The sequence below is a fragment of the Ureibacillus chungkukjangi genome (genome assembly GCF_003217295.1).
Lineage (GTDB): Bacteria > Bacillota > Bacilli > Bacillales_A > Planococcaceae > Ureibacillus > Ureibacillus chungkukjangi.
The window spans coordinates 146,527-160,894 of sequence record NZ_QJTJ01000001.1 but is presented as its reverse complement, the minus strand read 5'-3'; the positions used below and the strand labels follow the sequence as shown (position 1 = coordinate 160,894).

Annotated in this window: 17 protein-coding genes; 12 read left to right on the top strand and 5 right to left on the bottom strand. The window is 35.4% G+C overall.

Annotated elements, in window-relative coordinates:
- Positions 1 to 32: 32 nt before the first annotated feature.
- Positions 33 to 593, bottom strand: coding sequence for a cupin domain-containing protein (locus BJ095_RS00805; RefSeq protein ID WP_107934099.1), 561 nt, complete (start codon positions 591 to 593; stop codon positions 33 to 35).
- 200 nt (positions 594 to 793) lie between these two features.
- Here BJ095_RS00805 and BJ095_RS00800 point away from each other — a divergent pair, with 200 nt between their 5' ends.
- Positions 794 to 1,759 carry a quinone oxidoreductase family protein gene (locus BJ095_RS00800; RefSeq protein ID WP_107934097.1) on the top strand — a complete coding sequence of 322 codons (966 nt, stop codon included), beginning with the start codon at positions 794 to 796 and terminating at the stop codon, positions 1,757 to 1,759.
- 131 nt (positions 1,760 to 1,890) lie between these two features.
- Here the strand turns inward: BJ095_RS00800 and BJ095_RS00795 are convergent, their stop codons facing one another.
- Both BJ095_RS00795 and BJ095_RS00790 read right to left on the bottom strand, forming a co-directional pair.
- The gene (locus BJ095_RS00795; protein ID WP_107934095.1) at positions 1,891 to 3,420 is read right to left on the bottom strand and encodes a Na+/H+ antiporter NhaC family protein; all 1,530 of its coding nucleotides are present in this window, start codon (positions 3,418 to 3,420) and stop codon (positions 1,891 to 1,893) included.
- 201 nt (positions 3,421 to 3,621) lie between these two features.
- Positions 3,622 to 4,482 (bottom strand): fumarylacetoacetate hydrolase family protein, encoded by an 861-nt coding sequence (locus BJ095_RS00790; protein WP_107934093.1) that lies wholly within the window; start codon positions 4,480 to 4,482, stop codon positions 3,622 to 3,624.
- Positions 4,483 to 4,751: 269 nt separating this feature from the next.
- Here BJ095_RS00790 and BJ095_RS00785 point away from each other — a divergent pair, with 269 nt between their 5' ends.
- From BJ095_RS00785 to BJ095_RS00760, 6 genes are all read left to right on the top strand, one after another.
- Positions 4,752 to 5,429 (top strand): RraA family protein, encoded by a 678-nt coding sequence (locus BJ095_RS00785; RefSeq protein ID WP_107934091.1) that lies wholly within the window; start codon positions 4,752 to 4,754, stop codon positions 5,427 to 5,429.
- Positions 5,430 to 5,556: 127 nt separating this feature from the next.
- The gene (locus BJ095_RS00780; RefSeq protein WP_107934089.1) at positions 5,557 to 6,069 is read left to right on the top strand and encodes a GNAT family N-acetyltransferase; all 513 of its coding nucleotides are present in this window, start codon (positions 5,557 to 5,559) and stop codon (positions 6,067 to 6,069) included.
- A 291-nt stretch (positions 6,070 to 6,360) separates the two neighbouring features.
- Entirely contained in the window at positions 6,361 to 6,927 is a 567-nt protein-coding gene (locus tag BJ095_RS00775; protein ID WP_235867535.1) for a glycerol-3-phosphate acyltransferase, read from the top strand.
- A gap of 54 nt (positions 6,928 to 6,981) precedes the next feature.
- Positions 6,982 to 8,541 carry an aminotransferase class V-fold PLP-dependent enzyme gene (locus tag BJ095_RS00770; RefSeq protein WP_107934087.1) on the top strand — a complete coding sequence of 520 codons (1,560 nt, stop codon included), beginning with the start codon at positions 6,982 to 6,984 and terminating at the stop codon, positions 8,539 to 8,541.
- 169 nt (positions 8,542 to 8,710) lie between these two features.
- On the top strand, positions 8,711 to 9,472 hold the full coding sequence (locus tag BJ095_RS00765; protein WP_107934086.1) for a GNAT family N-acetyltransferase: 762 nt from the start codon (positions 8,711 to 8,713) through the stop codon (positions 9,470 to 9,472).
- 11 nt (positions 9,473 to 9,483) lie between these two features.
- Positions 9,484 to 10,263 (top strand): class I SAM-dependent methyltransferase, encoded by a 780-nt coding sequence (locus BJ095_RS00760; RefSeq protein WP_107934084.1) that lies wholly within the window; start codon positions 9,484 to 9,486, stop codon positions 10,261 to 10,263.
- A 33-nt stretch (positions 10,264 to 10,296) separates the two neighbouring features.
- Here the strand turns inward: BJ095_RS00760 and BJ095_RS00755 are convergent, their stop codons facing one another.
- Positions 10,297 to 10,740, bottom strand: a complete 444-nt coding sequence (locus BJ095_RS00755; RefSeq protein WP_107934082.1) for a hypothetical protein — start codon at positions 10,738 to 10,740, stop codon at positions 10,297 to 10,299.
- A gap of 134 nt (positions 10,741 to 10,874) precedes the next feature.
- Here BJ095_RS00755 and BJ095_RS00750 point away from each other — a divergent pair, with 134 nt between their 5' ends.
- From BJ095_RS00750 to BJ095_RS00730, 5 genes are all read left to right on the top strand, one after another.
- Positions 10,875 to 11,252 (top strand): VOC family protein, encoded by a 378-nt coding sequence (locus tag BJ095_RS00750; protein ID WP_107934081.1) that lies wholly within the window; start codon positions 10,875 to 10,877, stop codon positions 11,250 to 11,252.
- Positions 11,253 to 11,446: 194 nt separating this feature from the next.
- Positions 11,447 to 11,938 (top strand): DUF2975 domain-containing protein, encoded by a 492-nt coding sequence (locus tag BJ095_RS00745; protein WP_107934079.1) that lies wholly within the window; start codon positions 11,447 to 11,449, stop codon positions 11,936 to 11,938.
- 10 nt (positions 11,939 to 11,948) lie between these two features.
- Positions 11,949 to 12,170: a helix-turn-helix domain-containing protein gene (locus BJ095_RS00740; protein WP_107934077.1), complete on the top strand. Its 222-nt coding sequence runs from the start codon at positions 11,949 to 11,951 to the stop codon at positions 12,168 to 12,170.
- Positions 12,171 to 12,176: 6 nt separating this feature from the next.
- Positions 12,177 to 12,791, top strand: a complete 615-nt coding sequence (locus BJ095_RS00735) for a C40 family peptidase (protein WP_235867534.1) — start codon at positions 12,177 to 12,179, stop codon at positions 12,789 to 12,791.
- Positions 12,792 to 12,893: 102 nt separating this feature from the next.
- Entirely contained in the window at positions 12,894 to 13,790 is an 897-nt protein-coding gene (locus BJ095_RS00730; protein ID WP_107934075.1) for an NAD(P)/FAD-dependent oxidoreductase, read from the top strand.
- Between the two features lie 88 nt (positions 13,791 to 13,878).
- Here the strand turns inward: BJ095_RS00730 and BJ095_RS00725 are convergent, their stop codons facing one another.
- Positions 13,879 to 14,211 carry a hypothetical protein gene (locus BJ095_RS00725; protein WP_235867533.1) on the bottom strand — a complete coding sequence of 111 codons (333 nt, stop codon included), beginning with the start codon at positions 14,209 to 14,211 and terminating at the stop codon, positions 13,879 to 13,881.
- Positions 14,212 to 14,368 lie beyond the last annotated feature (157 nt).

The following is a 14,368-nucleotide window of genomic DNA, read 5'->3' as shown; positions in this document are numbered from 1 at the left end:
CTACTCCAGAGTAAGCTATTTGAAATAGACTTTTATTTAAATTGAATATACATGCATTCAGGCGTAATTGGGTGGGGATTATTACTCTTAATTTTTCTTAATTCTTTTTTCTCCCGATTAAAAATAAACATATTATCTTGATATGTATCTATTTTCTTGGAAGAAAAAATCATTCGTCTTGATTCTATTTCTATTATGGAGTGTGTAAAAATTGTTTTTCGTGTTTCATTAAATTCAACTTCTGGTAACTTATCTTTATCATAAACGCTCCAATTGTTCTCAGGTGTTGCGAATATTAATATATGTAAAGGATTTGAAGATTTATTATGATAACCATGTACATAATTTGTCCAACCGAAAACAAATTCGTTTTCAAATGCAGTAATCTGCTCTTCAAAATTTACATCATAAGTCAATTCTCCCTGTAGAACAATAGCACTGTCTTCACCATTAGGATGAAAGTGTGCAGGTATATCTACAAAATCACTATCTATTTGAAAATATAAAATACGATGATTTTGGCACGAACTCTCCCATATTTTACTGAATTTTATTTCTGAATTTATTAAATCGCTAAGATTGAAAATTTCCATTTTTTCACCTCTAATATGTATTTTACTGTTTTTTCTTTATAAATAAATCAGACAATTGATTGAAGTTAAATGAAAATAATAGATATGCATATAACCAAAAGTATTAGAAAATCTTATGTTCTTACATAAATTTATAAAAGGTTTAATTATGATTCCTTTAAATGGTAAAATTTAGATAATGGTGAAGGGGGAATTTTAAAATGAAGGCAATCGTTCAGTACGAATTTGGTGATACAAGCGTACTTAGATATACAGATGTTCAAGTACCTAAAATCAAAGAGGGAGAATGTTTGATTAAAGTTGCCTATACAAGTGTGAACTATGCGGATATTAAAGCTCGCATTGGAAATAAAAATGAAGGAAATTTTCCTTTAATGCTTGGCTTAGATGCTGCAGGTACTATTGAAGAAGCTAGTGCCAATTCTCCTTTCTCTAAGGGGGATCGTGTGATTGCCTTTCCTAAAGCTGGTTCTTATGCAGAATCTGTTGTGGCAAATGAAAGTTTAATTTTTAAAATTCCTGACAGTCTATCATTCGAACAAGCTGCAGCTATGCCAGTTGTTTCAATCTTATCTTATATGCTTTTACATGAGCTAGGACAAGTAAAAACAACAGACACTATTGTAATCCATAGTGCTGCTGGTGGGGTGGGATCAATGCTTATACAATTAGCTAAATTATTTGGCGTTGAAAAAATAATAGGCACTGTTGGCAGTTTAGAAAAAATAGATTATGTGAAGAAATTAGGAGCGGATTCTGTATATTCATATGATACATTTGCAGGGGAAGTTTTAAGAGAAACAGAAAACAAAGGTGCAAACCTGATTTTTGATTCAGTTGCAGGGGATGTAACTACAAAAAGTCTAGATTGCTTAGCATTGTATGGAACACTGTTACAATTCGGAAATAGTAGTGGTAAAGCTGGAACTTTTACAACAAATGATGTCCATAGTAGCTGTAGAAATATTAAAGGATTTAGTCTAGGTACAACAAGAAAACAGGATCCGGAGCGATTAGCGCCAGTAGCAGAGAAAGTCATTCCACTTTTTGATACTAAGCAGATCACCCTGCCAATTGCACAAGTATTTAATTTAAGCGAAGCAGCAGATGCACACAGATTAATAGAAAGTCGTAATTACGAAGGGAAAGTATTGCTAAAAGTATAAAAAATAGAGATAAAATAAAAACCGCAGTACTGCAAAAAATACAGAGTACTACGGTTTTTTTTAATCTATTTTGTAAGATGAAGTATTAAACTTGGCAACACGTACTTCTAATGCTTTACAATGAACCCGATTCAGGTAGATTTTAATTTCGCTTGCCTACTTTTCAAGAAGAAAATTCCGATAACGACTGCGACCAATGAAACTCCAAGCCCTATTAAAATGCTATTAGTAAATCCAAGAACTAGGAAGCCAATAATCGAGGCTATACTAGAAAGAACAGCGTATGGTAATTGTGTCATCATATGATCAATTGGGTGTACCGAACTACCAATAGATGCAAGAATGGTTGTATCTGATAATGGAGAACTGTGCTCTCCAAACACTGTTCCAGCTAAAACTGCTCCAATTATCGCGATTAAAAATGTGATATCAATCGTAGCAACAATTTCAGCCCCAATTGGTATCATAATTCCTGCTGTTCCTAGGGTACTTCCAATGGAGTAAGAGATAAATGCAGCAAATACAAAGAAAATAACAGGCAACCAAGCGATCGACATATTCCCTTGAATCAAAGAAGCTAAATATTGGCCAACTCCTAATGAGGAGATAATTTGTGCGGTAACAAGTGCTAAGAATAGAATCGTTACACTCGGTAAAGTCGTTTTAATTCCAGAAAAGATTGTGGATGAAAGGTGTCCTGCAGACGTCTTCTTTATAATTAGTCTTACTAAGATAATAATATTTGCACAGATTCCTCCATATAAAAGGGAAGTAATAATATCGGTATTTTTAAGTAGCTCGATCGGTGAATTTGAACCTTCACCAGCACTGCCAATTGTTACAGCAGTAATAATAGTTACTAATATTAAAGCTAATACTGGTAAAAGAAGGTCCATCATTTTTCCATCGTTTCTTGAAGGAAGCTTTGATTCGTCAGCTCCAGGTATTTTTCCATGCTTTGTATCAAATAATATATTTTTTTCAATAGCACGCTTCTCATCACGCTGCATTTGCCCTAGATTTATGCCTGTATAAGCAACGATGATTACTAAAACAATCGTCGTGATTGTATAAAAGTTTGAAGGAATAGCAAGTAAAAACGCCTCAAGAGCTTGATATTCTGCGATGTTATTAGATTTTAATACACCATCAATAATCGATATAATGAATGCGGAGAGAGCTGAAACAGGTATTAGAAGGGCTACTGGAGCAGATGAAGAGTGAATTAAATAAGATAATTTTGAATGCGAAACGTTGTATTTATCAGTGACTGAGCGCATAACAGTTCCACGGAATAGACAGCTAAACGCATCATCAAACCATGTAAAAAATCCAAGGAATATAGTTGCCATTTGAGATTGGGCCCTTGTCTTTGCTACTTTTGTTCCCCATTGCGAGAATGCATTTATCCCACCTGAAAGATATAATAGAGAAGAAAGGATTCCTATTAGAAGAACAAAAATTAAAATCTTGCCATCACCGACTAATACTTCTACACCAATGTTAAAAATATTTGAAACACTGTCAAATATATGCCATTGATTATAAAGAAGTGCACCTAATACAATTCCTACACCTAAAGATAAAAATAACCGTTTCGTGATAATAATAAGGGCAATGGTAACAATTGGGGGAATTAGGGAGAAAATAGTACCTTCCATTTTAGACCTCCTCAATAAATTTCCAAGCTTAAAATGCAAAACAAATTATTTTTGTAAGCGTTTACGTTTTGTTGAGAAAAGAAGATCATTCGTGAATGAAGGTACTGATAAAGTGAAGTGGTGTGGATACAAGTTAACACGAATGATCTTTGATTAAGTTCTTCATAGTGAAATTTGTGTATCTAAAGGTAGACTAAAACATTATGCGAGGCGATTAACTAAACTTCCTATTCCTTCAACCTCACAAACGATTTCATCACCTGCTTTCAACCAAATTTTTTCTTCTCGACCTAAGATGACACCCTCAGGAGTACCGGTAAAGAGAACATCACCAGGTTCTAATGTCATAATCTTCGATAAATCACTAATCATCTCTGCGATTGGGAAAATCATATGCTGCGTGTTTGAACTTTGTCGCAACTCTCCATTAACCCAGCATTTTAAATCAAGGTCTTGAGGATCTGCAATCTCATCGGCAGTTATAAGATATGGTCCAATAGGTGCGAATTTATCAATTGCTTTACCAAACATCCACTGAGGACCGCGGAATTGTAGCTCTCGAGCTGATAAATCATTTCCAACCGTATAGCCAAAAACATAATCAAGTGCATCTTCTTGAGAAATATTTTTTGCTTGCTTCCCAATGACAGCGACCAATTCCACTTCGTAATCAACCTGTTCTGTTATAGAAGGGGGAACAATGTCTTCGTTGTGAGCAGCTAAACTGCTTTGATACTTAGGAAAATATATAGGAAACTCAGGAATATTCAAATTTGCTTCAGCAACATGCGCACGATAATTTGCTCCAGAACATATAATTTTTCCAGGGCAATGTATAGCAGGAGCGTATGTAATCGTTGCTTCCTCTATAACATCTTCTGCTAAGGAGAGCACTTGCTGAAGTTGATATAATCCATCATCACCTGCTGCAATAACTTCCTCTATTGTAATAGGTGCATTAATGCTGTTTTTTTCAGCAACTGTTCGTACATCAACAATCCCATTTTCTGTTACAATACCTAATCTAATACCATCTACCGATTGAAAAGAAACAAATTTCATACAAGCACCATCCTTATTAAAATTAATTATTAAGACAAATAAAAGCGTACTAATTGGAAGAGAATTATTATGGTAATAAAATATACATAGAGTCCTTTATCGTGTTGTAATGCATTATATATTTGTAAATTGTTATTTAGAACATAGTAATAGGAATTTTTAAAAAGCTTTGAGATAAGCTTCTTTTTAGTTGAGTAAAGTGCTAAAAAGTAAACAGATCAACATACACATTCATTGAGACTAAAGCTTAATGCAGAAGGGATGACTATTTGAACAATATTGGTTTTAGAATTATACAAAATGAGAATACGTTAAACGAAGAGCTAATTGAAAGGTTTAGACCACTTGCAACTTCATTACTTAGTGATTCTATGAATCGATTGCATGCTATAGGGCATAACTTACGCCCTTACCATAAAGAGGGGAAGCTTATCGGATGTGCATTTACAGTTAAAACGCGAGTAGGTGATAATTTAATGGTACATAAGGCGATAGATATAGCTAAACCAGGAGATGTAATTGTAGTTGAGGCTAGTGGAGATTTAACGAATGCAATTATAGGTGAAATCATGGTAAGCATTGCCAGAAAAAATGGTATTGCTGGCTTTGTAATCGATGGGGCTATAAGAGACTCTGGTACCGTTAGCAAAGGAACGTTTCCAGTTTATGCAAGAGGTGTAACTCATCTTGGCCCGTATAAAGATGGACCAGGAGAAATTAACGTTCCTGTTTCAATTGACGGGATGGTCATTAATCCGGGAGATATCATAGTTGGGGATGAAGATGGGCTAGTAGCTATACCGTCACAAAATGCCGAACAAATTATTAAATTAGCACAACAGCAACAAGAGCAAGAAAAGATAGTTTTACAATCCATAGAGGACGGATCAATTGATAGACGGTGGATTGATGAAACATTAAGGCAAAAAGGCTGTGATGGTCTATAATGAATGGTAGAAAAAATAAGTTAAAGAATATATGTGTAACAGGGCACGGGGAGTATTAATCTAATGAAGGATTAATGCTCTTTTTTGTCGAATGAATTATTAAAATAATAATTGAGGTGACTTTCATATGAAGAAAATCGTTGTAATTGAACAAATAAATTCTGTCGATAATCATATAGATGAGCTGTCAGAGCTTCTCGTTCAGGTAGTGGAGGAAGGGGCATCTGTTGGCTTTTTACCGCCATTGCAAGCTTCGGATGCAAGAGCTTACTGGGAAAATCTTTTAAGCTCTGAGGTGCTTTTATTTATCGCTAAAATCAATAATCAAATTGTTGGTAGTATTCAATTGCATTTAAGTACGAAGCAAAATGGGAGTCATCGAGCCGAAATTGCAAAATTAATGACCCATCCTGAGTTTCGACGTAATGGCATAGGTCGTGCCCTGATGGAAAAAGCAGAAGAATTCGCAAGAAAGCAAGGCAGGACTTTAATAGTTCTTGATACTAGAGAAGGAGATCCATCTAATCTTCTTTATACTTCAATGGACTATTTGGAGGCTGGGAAAATTCCTCTTTACGCAAAGTCTGCTGATGGACAACTACATTCAACTATTTTCTATTATAAAATCATGTCTGTATAAAATGGAACTTTTACCCAAAAATACCGTCCCTTATTAAAATTGAATCCAACGTATCAACCCTCACATTGGTTAATTATGGTAAAATGGAAATGGGGGGATTTGATTGATATTAAATTTGATTACAGCGTGTTTTATAGTTCTAATATTGTATCTTCTAATAGAAAAGAAGTTTAAGGGAAAGGAAAGGTTTTTAGGATATTTTATAATTGCCACATTACTTTTTGTCCTTATTCAGCATTAAAGCTATCATAACGAATCCAAACCATTGCTCTATCAATTGGAGGTCGTAGCTTGGGTGAATCGACTATTATTTATTGGCTAGTGTGCTATTTAGCAGGAAATTTTATGACGGCATATATGATTGGAAAATGGAATAAAGTGGACTTGCGAAAGCAGCATAGTAAAAATCTAGGGGCAACAAATGCTGGGCGTGTCCTTGGACGATCGGCATTTGTATGTACATTTTTAGGGGATGCCTTTAAAGGCGCATTAATAATTCTGTTTGGTCAATTGTTGAATTATGACGAGTGGATTTTAGCAGTCGGGATGCTTTTTGTCATTTTGGGTCACTTATATCCATTTTGGCTAAAGTTTCATGGTGGTAAAGGTGTGGCTACATTTATTGGTGCTGGTATTGCCTTAGAGCCCTTGTTATTTATGTGGATGATTCTAGGAACGTTAGTGCTTTACTTATTTGTACGAAGCTTAACGGTTGCGATGCTTGGGGGATTTAGTCTTTATATAGCCTCTTTCGGTTGGTCAGGAAATTTCGGTACATATTGCGCGGTTATTCTAGCAATCTTTCTTATAATTTGGAAACACAGAAGTAATTTTTCTCGCAAATATGGGATTGAATAGCGGTAGAGGGCGTACCGTATGGTTTAACTTTAAATAGAGGAATGGGGGTTTAATATGTATTGGTGTAAAATAGCGACAACTGAAAAGGAATTTGATGACATTGCTGCACTAAATTATGAAACCTTTATAGAAGAAATTCCACAATATGAAGCAAATGAATCGAGAAGGAAAGTAGACCGTTTTCATAGTGAAAATAAATACATAGTCGTATACAAAGAAACAGAAATCGTAGGAATGCTGGCTTTTCGAGATAATCGACCATTTTCTTTAGATGAGAAAATTGGAAAAGTAGAGCAATATTTGAATGAATCAGATTGTGGGAAGTTAGCTGAAATACGACTGCTAGCAGTTAGAAAGTCGTTTCGTACAGGACGAGTATTATTTCGATTAATACAAGCAGTTTATGCATTTGCATACCATCAAGGATATTCTGCTGCTGTCATATCAGGAACCACTCGTGAACAAAAATTATATAAACAAATGGGCTTTGAAGCCTTTGCTCCAGCAGTCGGATCCGAAGAGGCGAAATTTGTTCCGATGATTTTAACTAGAAGCAAATTTGAACAGGAGCTAGAAAAAAGAATTTCGAAGGGGAACCAATATACATTCTATCCAGGTCCAGTTAAACAAAACAGCACTTTATCTCATACGAATTTATCGCATCGCTCTGGTGAATTTAATAATCTATTTACGAGGATGAAAAAACAGCTTTTAGAGCTTTCTGGAGCAAATTATATAGCAACCGTTGTTGGAAGCGGAACTTTAGCGAATGACGTGATGCTGGGCCAGCTAAAAGTAAGTAGCAAGAAAAAAGGCCTAATCCTGGTCAATGGTGAGTTTGGGGAAAGATTAGCTGATCAAGCCAATAATTGGGGGCTCAGTTTTGAAACGCTAGCTTCAGATTGGGGGATGGCTCATAATCTCTCAGACTTAAATCTACATTTAAAATCGGAGGCGTATGAATGGGTATTAATGGTCCATGGCGAGACGTCAACTGGAACTTTAAATTCAATTGAGCCAATTCTAGAAATAACAAAACGTTATAATGTGAAGCTTTGTGTGGATTGCATCAGTTCCTTTGGCGCTCTGCCCTTTTCAATGAGCGAATTGCATTTAGCTACATCTGTTAGTGGGAAGGCAATTGGTGCAGTGAGCGGTCTTGCTTTTATCTTCTCAGAACAGCTTGTTGAGGAAGGAAAAATGCCGTCTTATTTGAACTTAGCAAAATATCAAAAGTCGAAGCCACCATTTACTATTCCTGCTATGCTAGTAGCTAATGTATTGGAAGCGTTAAAGAATTATCCAGATCGCTATCGATTACTCGAACAAAGGTTTATGAAAATGCGAGACTTAAAAATTGCCGAGAAATATGGGGTTAACACCAATCATTACCCGATGATTATAACGCTGCAACTATCAGATGAATTAATAGGTATTATAGAAGATTTGAAATTAAACGGAATTCATCTGCATGGGGATAGTGCTTATTTACGCAATCGAAATTTCGTGCAGCTTTCAACAATTCAACCCGATTTTGAGGAGGCGTTCACACAGCTTAAAGGGATTGAAGGTTATTATCTATCCGTTATTGAGGAAGCGAAGTTAATTTTATAGCCTGCTATGTAAGCTTCTAGGAGTTACAGTAAGGTGTATGTACTATTAGATAATTCCTAAAAACATTAATCTTTCAGAGGATTGATGTTTTTTTAGATTTCAAAACTACGGAGGAGAATTTACAGGATAACTAGAAATAGTTATTTAGTATAGAAAAGGAGGGATACTTTTGACAGATTTGCAGGTTGTTGAGCTTGATTCGGAGCTACTTGAAGGGATCGGTAGCTATTGTCTTAGAAGTAAGAAAAAGTCGCTTGGATACATAAATAAAAGTAATTGGTTGAACGAAAGATTTGAGGAGGGCTTAAGGTATGTTCAACTGATAGAAAATAAAAAGCAGGTTGGATTTATAGAATTTACGGATGCTGAAAATTCTTCTAGAGTTGTTCATGCAGATAATTATTTAGTAATCCATTGTCTTTGGGTAGGGGATACCGGTAAGGGCTATGGAGCGAAACTTATTGAGCATTGTATTGGGCATGCAAAAAGTAATGGGAAGCATGGAGTTGTTGTGGTGACGAACCCTGACACTGCCTGGACACCGAGTAAGGAAATCTTTTTAAAAAATAATTTTCAGATGATTGACACAGCGCCTTTTAACTTTGAGTTACTTGTGTATCAGTTTGAAAAAAGCGACGTTTTGCCGAGCTTTCCATCTAATTGGGACGAGAGAGTTGCACGATTTGATGACTTAACAATAATTCGTTCCTTTCAGTGCCCATATGTAGAGGTAGCTACAGAAAATATACTAGCAGGGGCAACTAAATTAGGGATTGAGGCTAATATCATTGACATAGAAAATAGAGATGCGTTAATGGAGCTATCACCTACACCCTATGGAATATTTTCAGTTGTTTATAAAGGTAGCCTAATAACATTCCATCGATTAACGATTCATTCGGTGATGAAGCGTTTAAAAGAGCTTACGTAAGGAGAGTGGTTATGAAATTAATTGACCCAACGACTTTAGCGGGATGGCTTATGCCGCATTCATTGGAGTGGTATAAGCAGCTAAGTGTCCAAGAAGGGAAATACGTATATCCTTGGAATTCCACACATACAGAGCCTAATGGCGAGTCGATTTTTGATAGAGAAGTAACAAATATGATTCCAGGTAAGAAAGTATTAGATGTGGGGTGTGGCCACGGAGGATTTACACTACAGTGTAGTGAAATAGCTAATGAAATCGTGGGCTTTGATGTAACTGATCGTTTTGTACAAGAAGGATCATCCAGTAAAAAATCTAATGTTACCTTTGTAAGGGGTAATAGTAAAGAGAGGCTACCTTTTAAGGAAGATGAATTTGATTGTGCCTATATAAGAAAGGGACCAACCTCTGCTTATTCAGATTTAAAGAGAGTTGTAAAAGAGAGTGGAGTTATTCTCGGACTGCATCCTGGTGACGAGTCGTCAATGGAGCTGCCATTTCTATTTCCTAATCTTTTTCAAGTCACAAAAGATACACCGATTTTGGATACTATTCATGAAAGAATGGTAAATAGTGAGTTTGCTAATAAGAGTTTAGAAAAAATAAATAGTATTGAATATATCAATTCACCAATAGACATTTTAAAATTGTGCTGCTTTGGTCAGCATCCCTCCATTTTAGAAATAATAAAAGAAAAAAATCTACCAGAGGTAACTAGGATTTTTGAGAAGAATGCTTCTGAAAAAGGTTTAGCCATCACATTTTCACGTTATTTGATTCGTGTGAAAGTATAATGGCCATTTGACTCATGGAGATGCATATCAAGTCTATGGTTTTTCGGCTCTAATGATAAAGCTTGTATATGGTTCTTCGTTAATCGAGACAGAAATCTTCCATAAGCCTTCATCTTCAAAACCAAATTTAGCTGAGGCAATGCTAGAAGCAATAAGATTATAGAGTTCTATTGTTTTACCGGTATCTTGATGTGTGGCAGTAATTACAGCTTCTTCACCAAACAATTCTTTCGCAGCATCGAAAAAGTGAATATTGTAAAGTCTGCCTTGGGTTGCAGGGAAGTCTGGTTCATTTTCTTCGCCGTTAAGTCGTTCTAATCCAATTTCACCTTTCACACCGTACATTTTTTTATCATCGATATAAAAAGTTGGTGACTCCTTCCAAGAATCTTCATCAGTGTCATTTGCTTTACAGCCGACTAAAAATAATAGACAAACAATACACATTATCCCAATGGACCGTATCTGAATAATCATGTCTAAACTCCTTTCGTTCTTGTTATTTATATTTGATTTTAATCGGAGAAATTCCTTTAATTAGATATTGGTCAGAAGGAAGGGATATTAGGCGAAATATATCATTCTGTACTATAAAAGAAGGAGAGGATAAAATGTCAAAATCACTTTTAAAGGGGATGGAAGGCGTTTTTATTCCAGTGAAGAACCCTGAAATTTCTGCTAAATGGTATGAAGAAATACTTGGCTTCAGGTTGATTTATATTGAAGAAGAGGCTGCTGTTATGAAAATCCATGAACAAGCTCAAACGGTTGTATGTCTAGTTCGAACTAAAGATCACCAGCCGATGGAGTTTCCTAATAATGATTTCGGTGTAGGGAAGTATTATAATTTTATCCCAGATGATATCGAAGAAACATACAGATCACTAATCGAAAAGAATGTAAGGGTTAACCCAATTGGCGGGGAAGGTACCAGCAGATTTTTCACCTTTTATGATCCTGACAATAATCCACTTGGTGTTTGTCAGTAGAGTAGATCCTTTAAATATAACACGATAAAAATAAAACATTTATTAAGCATTTCTTTTTGGGAGAGATGCTTATTTCTTTGCCAGAAGAAAATATTAACAATAAATTAACATCTAAAATTAATAAAATTTTATTGCAAAACGATAAAAAAGATGGTAAATTCAATAAGACAATAAATAAGTGAGGTGCTTTTTAAATGAAAAAAGGGTCAACGCTCTTTTTAAAAATCGCTGTTATTTTCATCGGACTTCCTGTACTTGCTATGGCATTGTTTTTATTGCCTCAAATAGCGGGAGAAGCAAATGAAGCAGCACAAAGAGGTTCAGATGTAGCTTATGTAGTTTATGGAATTTTACTGGTAATGTATATATCGGTAGTTCCGTTTTACTTTGCCTTATACCAATCATTTAACCTTTTAAGCTATATTGACAAGAACCAAGCTTTCTCGGATTTTTCAGTACAGGCATTAAAAAAAATAAAAATCTGTGCAATTATTATTAGTGGTCTGTATGTTCTAGCAGTACCATTAGTCTTTATTCTAGCGGAGATAGATGATGCTCCAGGACTTGGAATTATAGCATTGCTCTTTGTTTTTGCTCCACTAGTAATTGCAGTCTTTGCTGCTGTTCTCCAAAGACTTCTGCAGGAAGCTATTAATATAAAATCAGAAAATGATTTAACGGTCTGAGGTGAAAACAATGGCAATTATTATCAATATTGATGTGATGCTGGCAAAAAGGAAGATGAGTGTAACGGAATTATCTGAAAAAGTAGGAATTACAATGGCGAACCTTTCGATTCTAAAAAATGGAAAGGCTAAAGCTATTCGATTATCGACACTAGAGGCGATTTGTAAAGCATTGGAATGTCAGCCAGGTGATATTTTAGAATATAAAAGTGATGAAGCTAGTCAGGAATAAGCACTCATGACAGAAGAGAAAAAAACAGTTTATATTTTATTAACTGATACCGGTACAGTTTTAACGAAAATTATCAAATGGTATACGAATGCGCCTTATAATCATGTTTCAATTGGCTTTGACGATAAGCTTAACGAAATATATAGCTTTGGTCGAAAAAATCCAAAGAATCCACTAATTGCAGGTTTTGTGAAGGAAGACGTATATTTTGGTACCTATCGTTATTTTGATGATACATGCTGTGTTTTGTTAAAAATTGAAGTTTCAGCAACTGAGTATTGTTCTATTCGAAAGGTAATTCAGAGCTTTAATAACCATAAGGAACGTTATTCGTATAATTTGCTGGGTCTTGTAGGTGTGGCTGTCCGCTATCCGATTAATCAAAAGAATAAATACTTTTGCTCTCAGTTTGTTGCCGAGGTCCTTGAAAATAGTGGATTGAATTTATGGGATCTTCCTGCTGCTTTAATTTCACCAAATGATTTTTTAATGCATCCACGCTTTGAATTAGTTTACGAGGGAAGCTTGTACGAGTATCCACTGCTGGATCATGGCTTATTAGCTGAATTAGTGCCTAGCTTTGACTACTATGTACTGCCAAAAAAGAAATTAACTATATAATTTTGAAGGCTGATCTCAATTTTAGAGGTCAGCTTTTTGATTTATTATAGCTGTTCGTGTCTACCCTAAGGAAAGGATTAAATATAGGGGAGGGTAAAATGAATGTTTGATTGTGTCATTATTGGAGGAGGTCCTTCAGGCTTAAATGCAGCACTCATTCTTGCAAGGGGAAGGAAAAATATCATGCTTTTTGATGATGATAACCCCAGAAATGCTGTTACGCATGAATCCCATGGGTTTATAACTAGAGATGGCGTTAAGCCTTCAGAATTTAAAAGGCAAGCGAAGGCTGATCTTATGAAATATCCAAATCTCACAATGTATAATGAGCGTGTCGTCGATTTGAAAAAAGAGACACAATGCTTTGTTATTTATACAGAAAGTAACAAAATATATGAATCGAGAAAAGTAATTTTAGCAACGGGTTTAAAGGATGTGCTCCCACCAATTGATGGAATACATAATTTCTATGGTACAAGCTTGTTTAGCTGTCCATTTTGTGATGGCTGGGAATTGAAGGATCAACCACTTGTACTAATAACTGAAAATCCAAGTGCATTCCATAAGGCAAAATTAATTTTTAATTGGAGTAGGGATCTGGTCGTTTGTACAAACGGTAAGGAAATTTTTTCAAAAGAGCAACAGGAATTATTATTGAAAAATAAAATAGAAGTGATTGAAGAGACAATATCATGTTTGGAGGGCTTGGCTGGAAATTTAAGTGCCATTCGATTCAAAAATCAACGTCAGCTCAAAAGAAAGGCAGGCTTTGTCACTACAAACTTAGTACAAGCCTCTCCACTAGCTGAATCATTGGGCTGTGTACTAACTAAAAATGGCGGGATTGAGACAGATAATTTCGGACGCACCAATATTGAAGGGGTTTATGGGTGTGGGGACATATCAAAATCAGCCCCTATGCAAGTAATTGTTGCAGCTGGTGAAGGAACGAAGGCGGCCATGGGAGTCATTAATGATTTGGTGAATGAAGAATTTTAATATGGTGGATTTCCTAAAATGTACATTCTTCAAGGTAACGAAAAGAGCATGGTCATTCCATGCTCTATATAGTTTAACTTTCCCAAGTTTAAGCAGGTGGGATAACTCCTTGAATGAGTAAGATAAAGAGTACAAGGCCGATAATTAATAGAAGAATGGAAGCCATGAAAATCGGACCTCTTTTAAAAATAAAGGGCTCGTTTTTTTGCATGATTCCTGTTCTAGCACTTATTTCTGCTGAGCTCATATTGGAAATGATCCCTCCGCTACTAGTAAAGAAAAGAATAATTACAGATAGGACAACACCTGTGAAAAACATTACTTCAATTATTCTCACTGAAAATAATAGGGCAACTAGATATGTAATGAATAATTCTATGATAAAGGCAGCTGTCATAATTAGAAAATATCTTTTTCTCAAAAAATCCCCTCCTTTTAGTTTTACTTACTATATTTACGGAATTGGATGATTAAAGTTTCGAATTTTTTGAAAATATAAGACCCATACTTTAGATCGTTTAGCTACCCCCCTCATACACATTTCCTGGGCTTGTTGCATATTGTAATAAAAGTCTAGA

Excerpts from the sequence above, each read along its gene's own strand:
- BJ095_RS00780 (WP_107934089.1), top strand. The coding sequence starts at position 5,557 with ATGAAGAAAATCGTTGTAATTGAACAAATAAATTCTGTCGATAATCAT.
- BJ095_RS00755 (WP_107934082.1), bottom strand. The coding sequence starts at position 10,740 with ATGATTATTCAGATACGGTCCATTGGGATAATGTGTATTGTTTGTCTA.
- BJ095_RS00745 (WP_107934079.1), top strand. The coding sequence starts at position 11,447 with ATGAAAAAAGGGTCAACGCTCTTTTTAAAAATCGCTGTTATTTTCATC.
- BJ095_RS00750 (WP_107934081.1), top strand. The coding sequence starts at position 10,875 with ATGTCAAAATCACTTTTAAAGGGGATGGAAGGCGTTTTTATTCCAGTG.
- BJ095_RS00735 (WP_235867534.1), top strand. The coding sequence starts at position 12,177 with ATGACAGAAGAGAAAAAAACAGTTTATATTTTATTAACTGATACCGGT.
- BJ095_RS00800 (WP_107934097.1), top strand. The coding sequence starts at position 794 with ATGAAGGCAATCGTTCAGTACGAATTTGGTGATACAAGCGTACTTAGA.
- BJ095_RS00730 (WP_107934075.1), top strand. The coding sequence starts at position 12,894 with ATGTTTGATTGTGTCATTATTGGAGGAGGTCCTTCAGGCTTAAATGCA.
- BJ095_RS00760 (WP_107934084.1), top strand. The coding sequence starts at position 9,484 with ATGAAATTAATTGACCCAACGACTTTAGCGGGATGGCTTATGCCGCAT.
- BJ095_RS00795 (WP_107934095.1), bottom strand. The coding sequence starts at position 3,420 with ATGGAAGGTACTATTTTCTCCCTAATTCCCCCAATTGTTACCATTGCC.
- BJ095_RS00740 (WP_107934077.1), top strand. The coding sequence starts at position 11,949 with ATGGCAATTATTATCAATATTGATGTGATGCTGGCAAAAAGGAAGATG.
- BJ095_RS00790 (WP_107934093.1), bottom strand. The coding sequence starts at position 4,482 with ATGAAATTTGTTTCTTTTCAATCGGTAGATGGTATTAGATTAGGTATT.
- BJ095_RS00770 (WP_107934087.1), top strand. The coding sequence starts at position 6,982 with ATGTATTGGTGTAAAATAGCGACAACTGAAAAGGAATTTGATGACATT.
- BJ095_RS00805 (WP_107934099.1), bottom strand. The coding sequence starts at position 593 with ATGGAAATTTTCAATCTTAGCGATTTAATAAATTCAGAAATAAAATTC.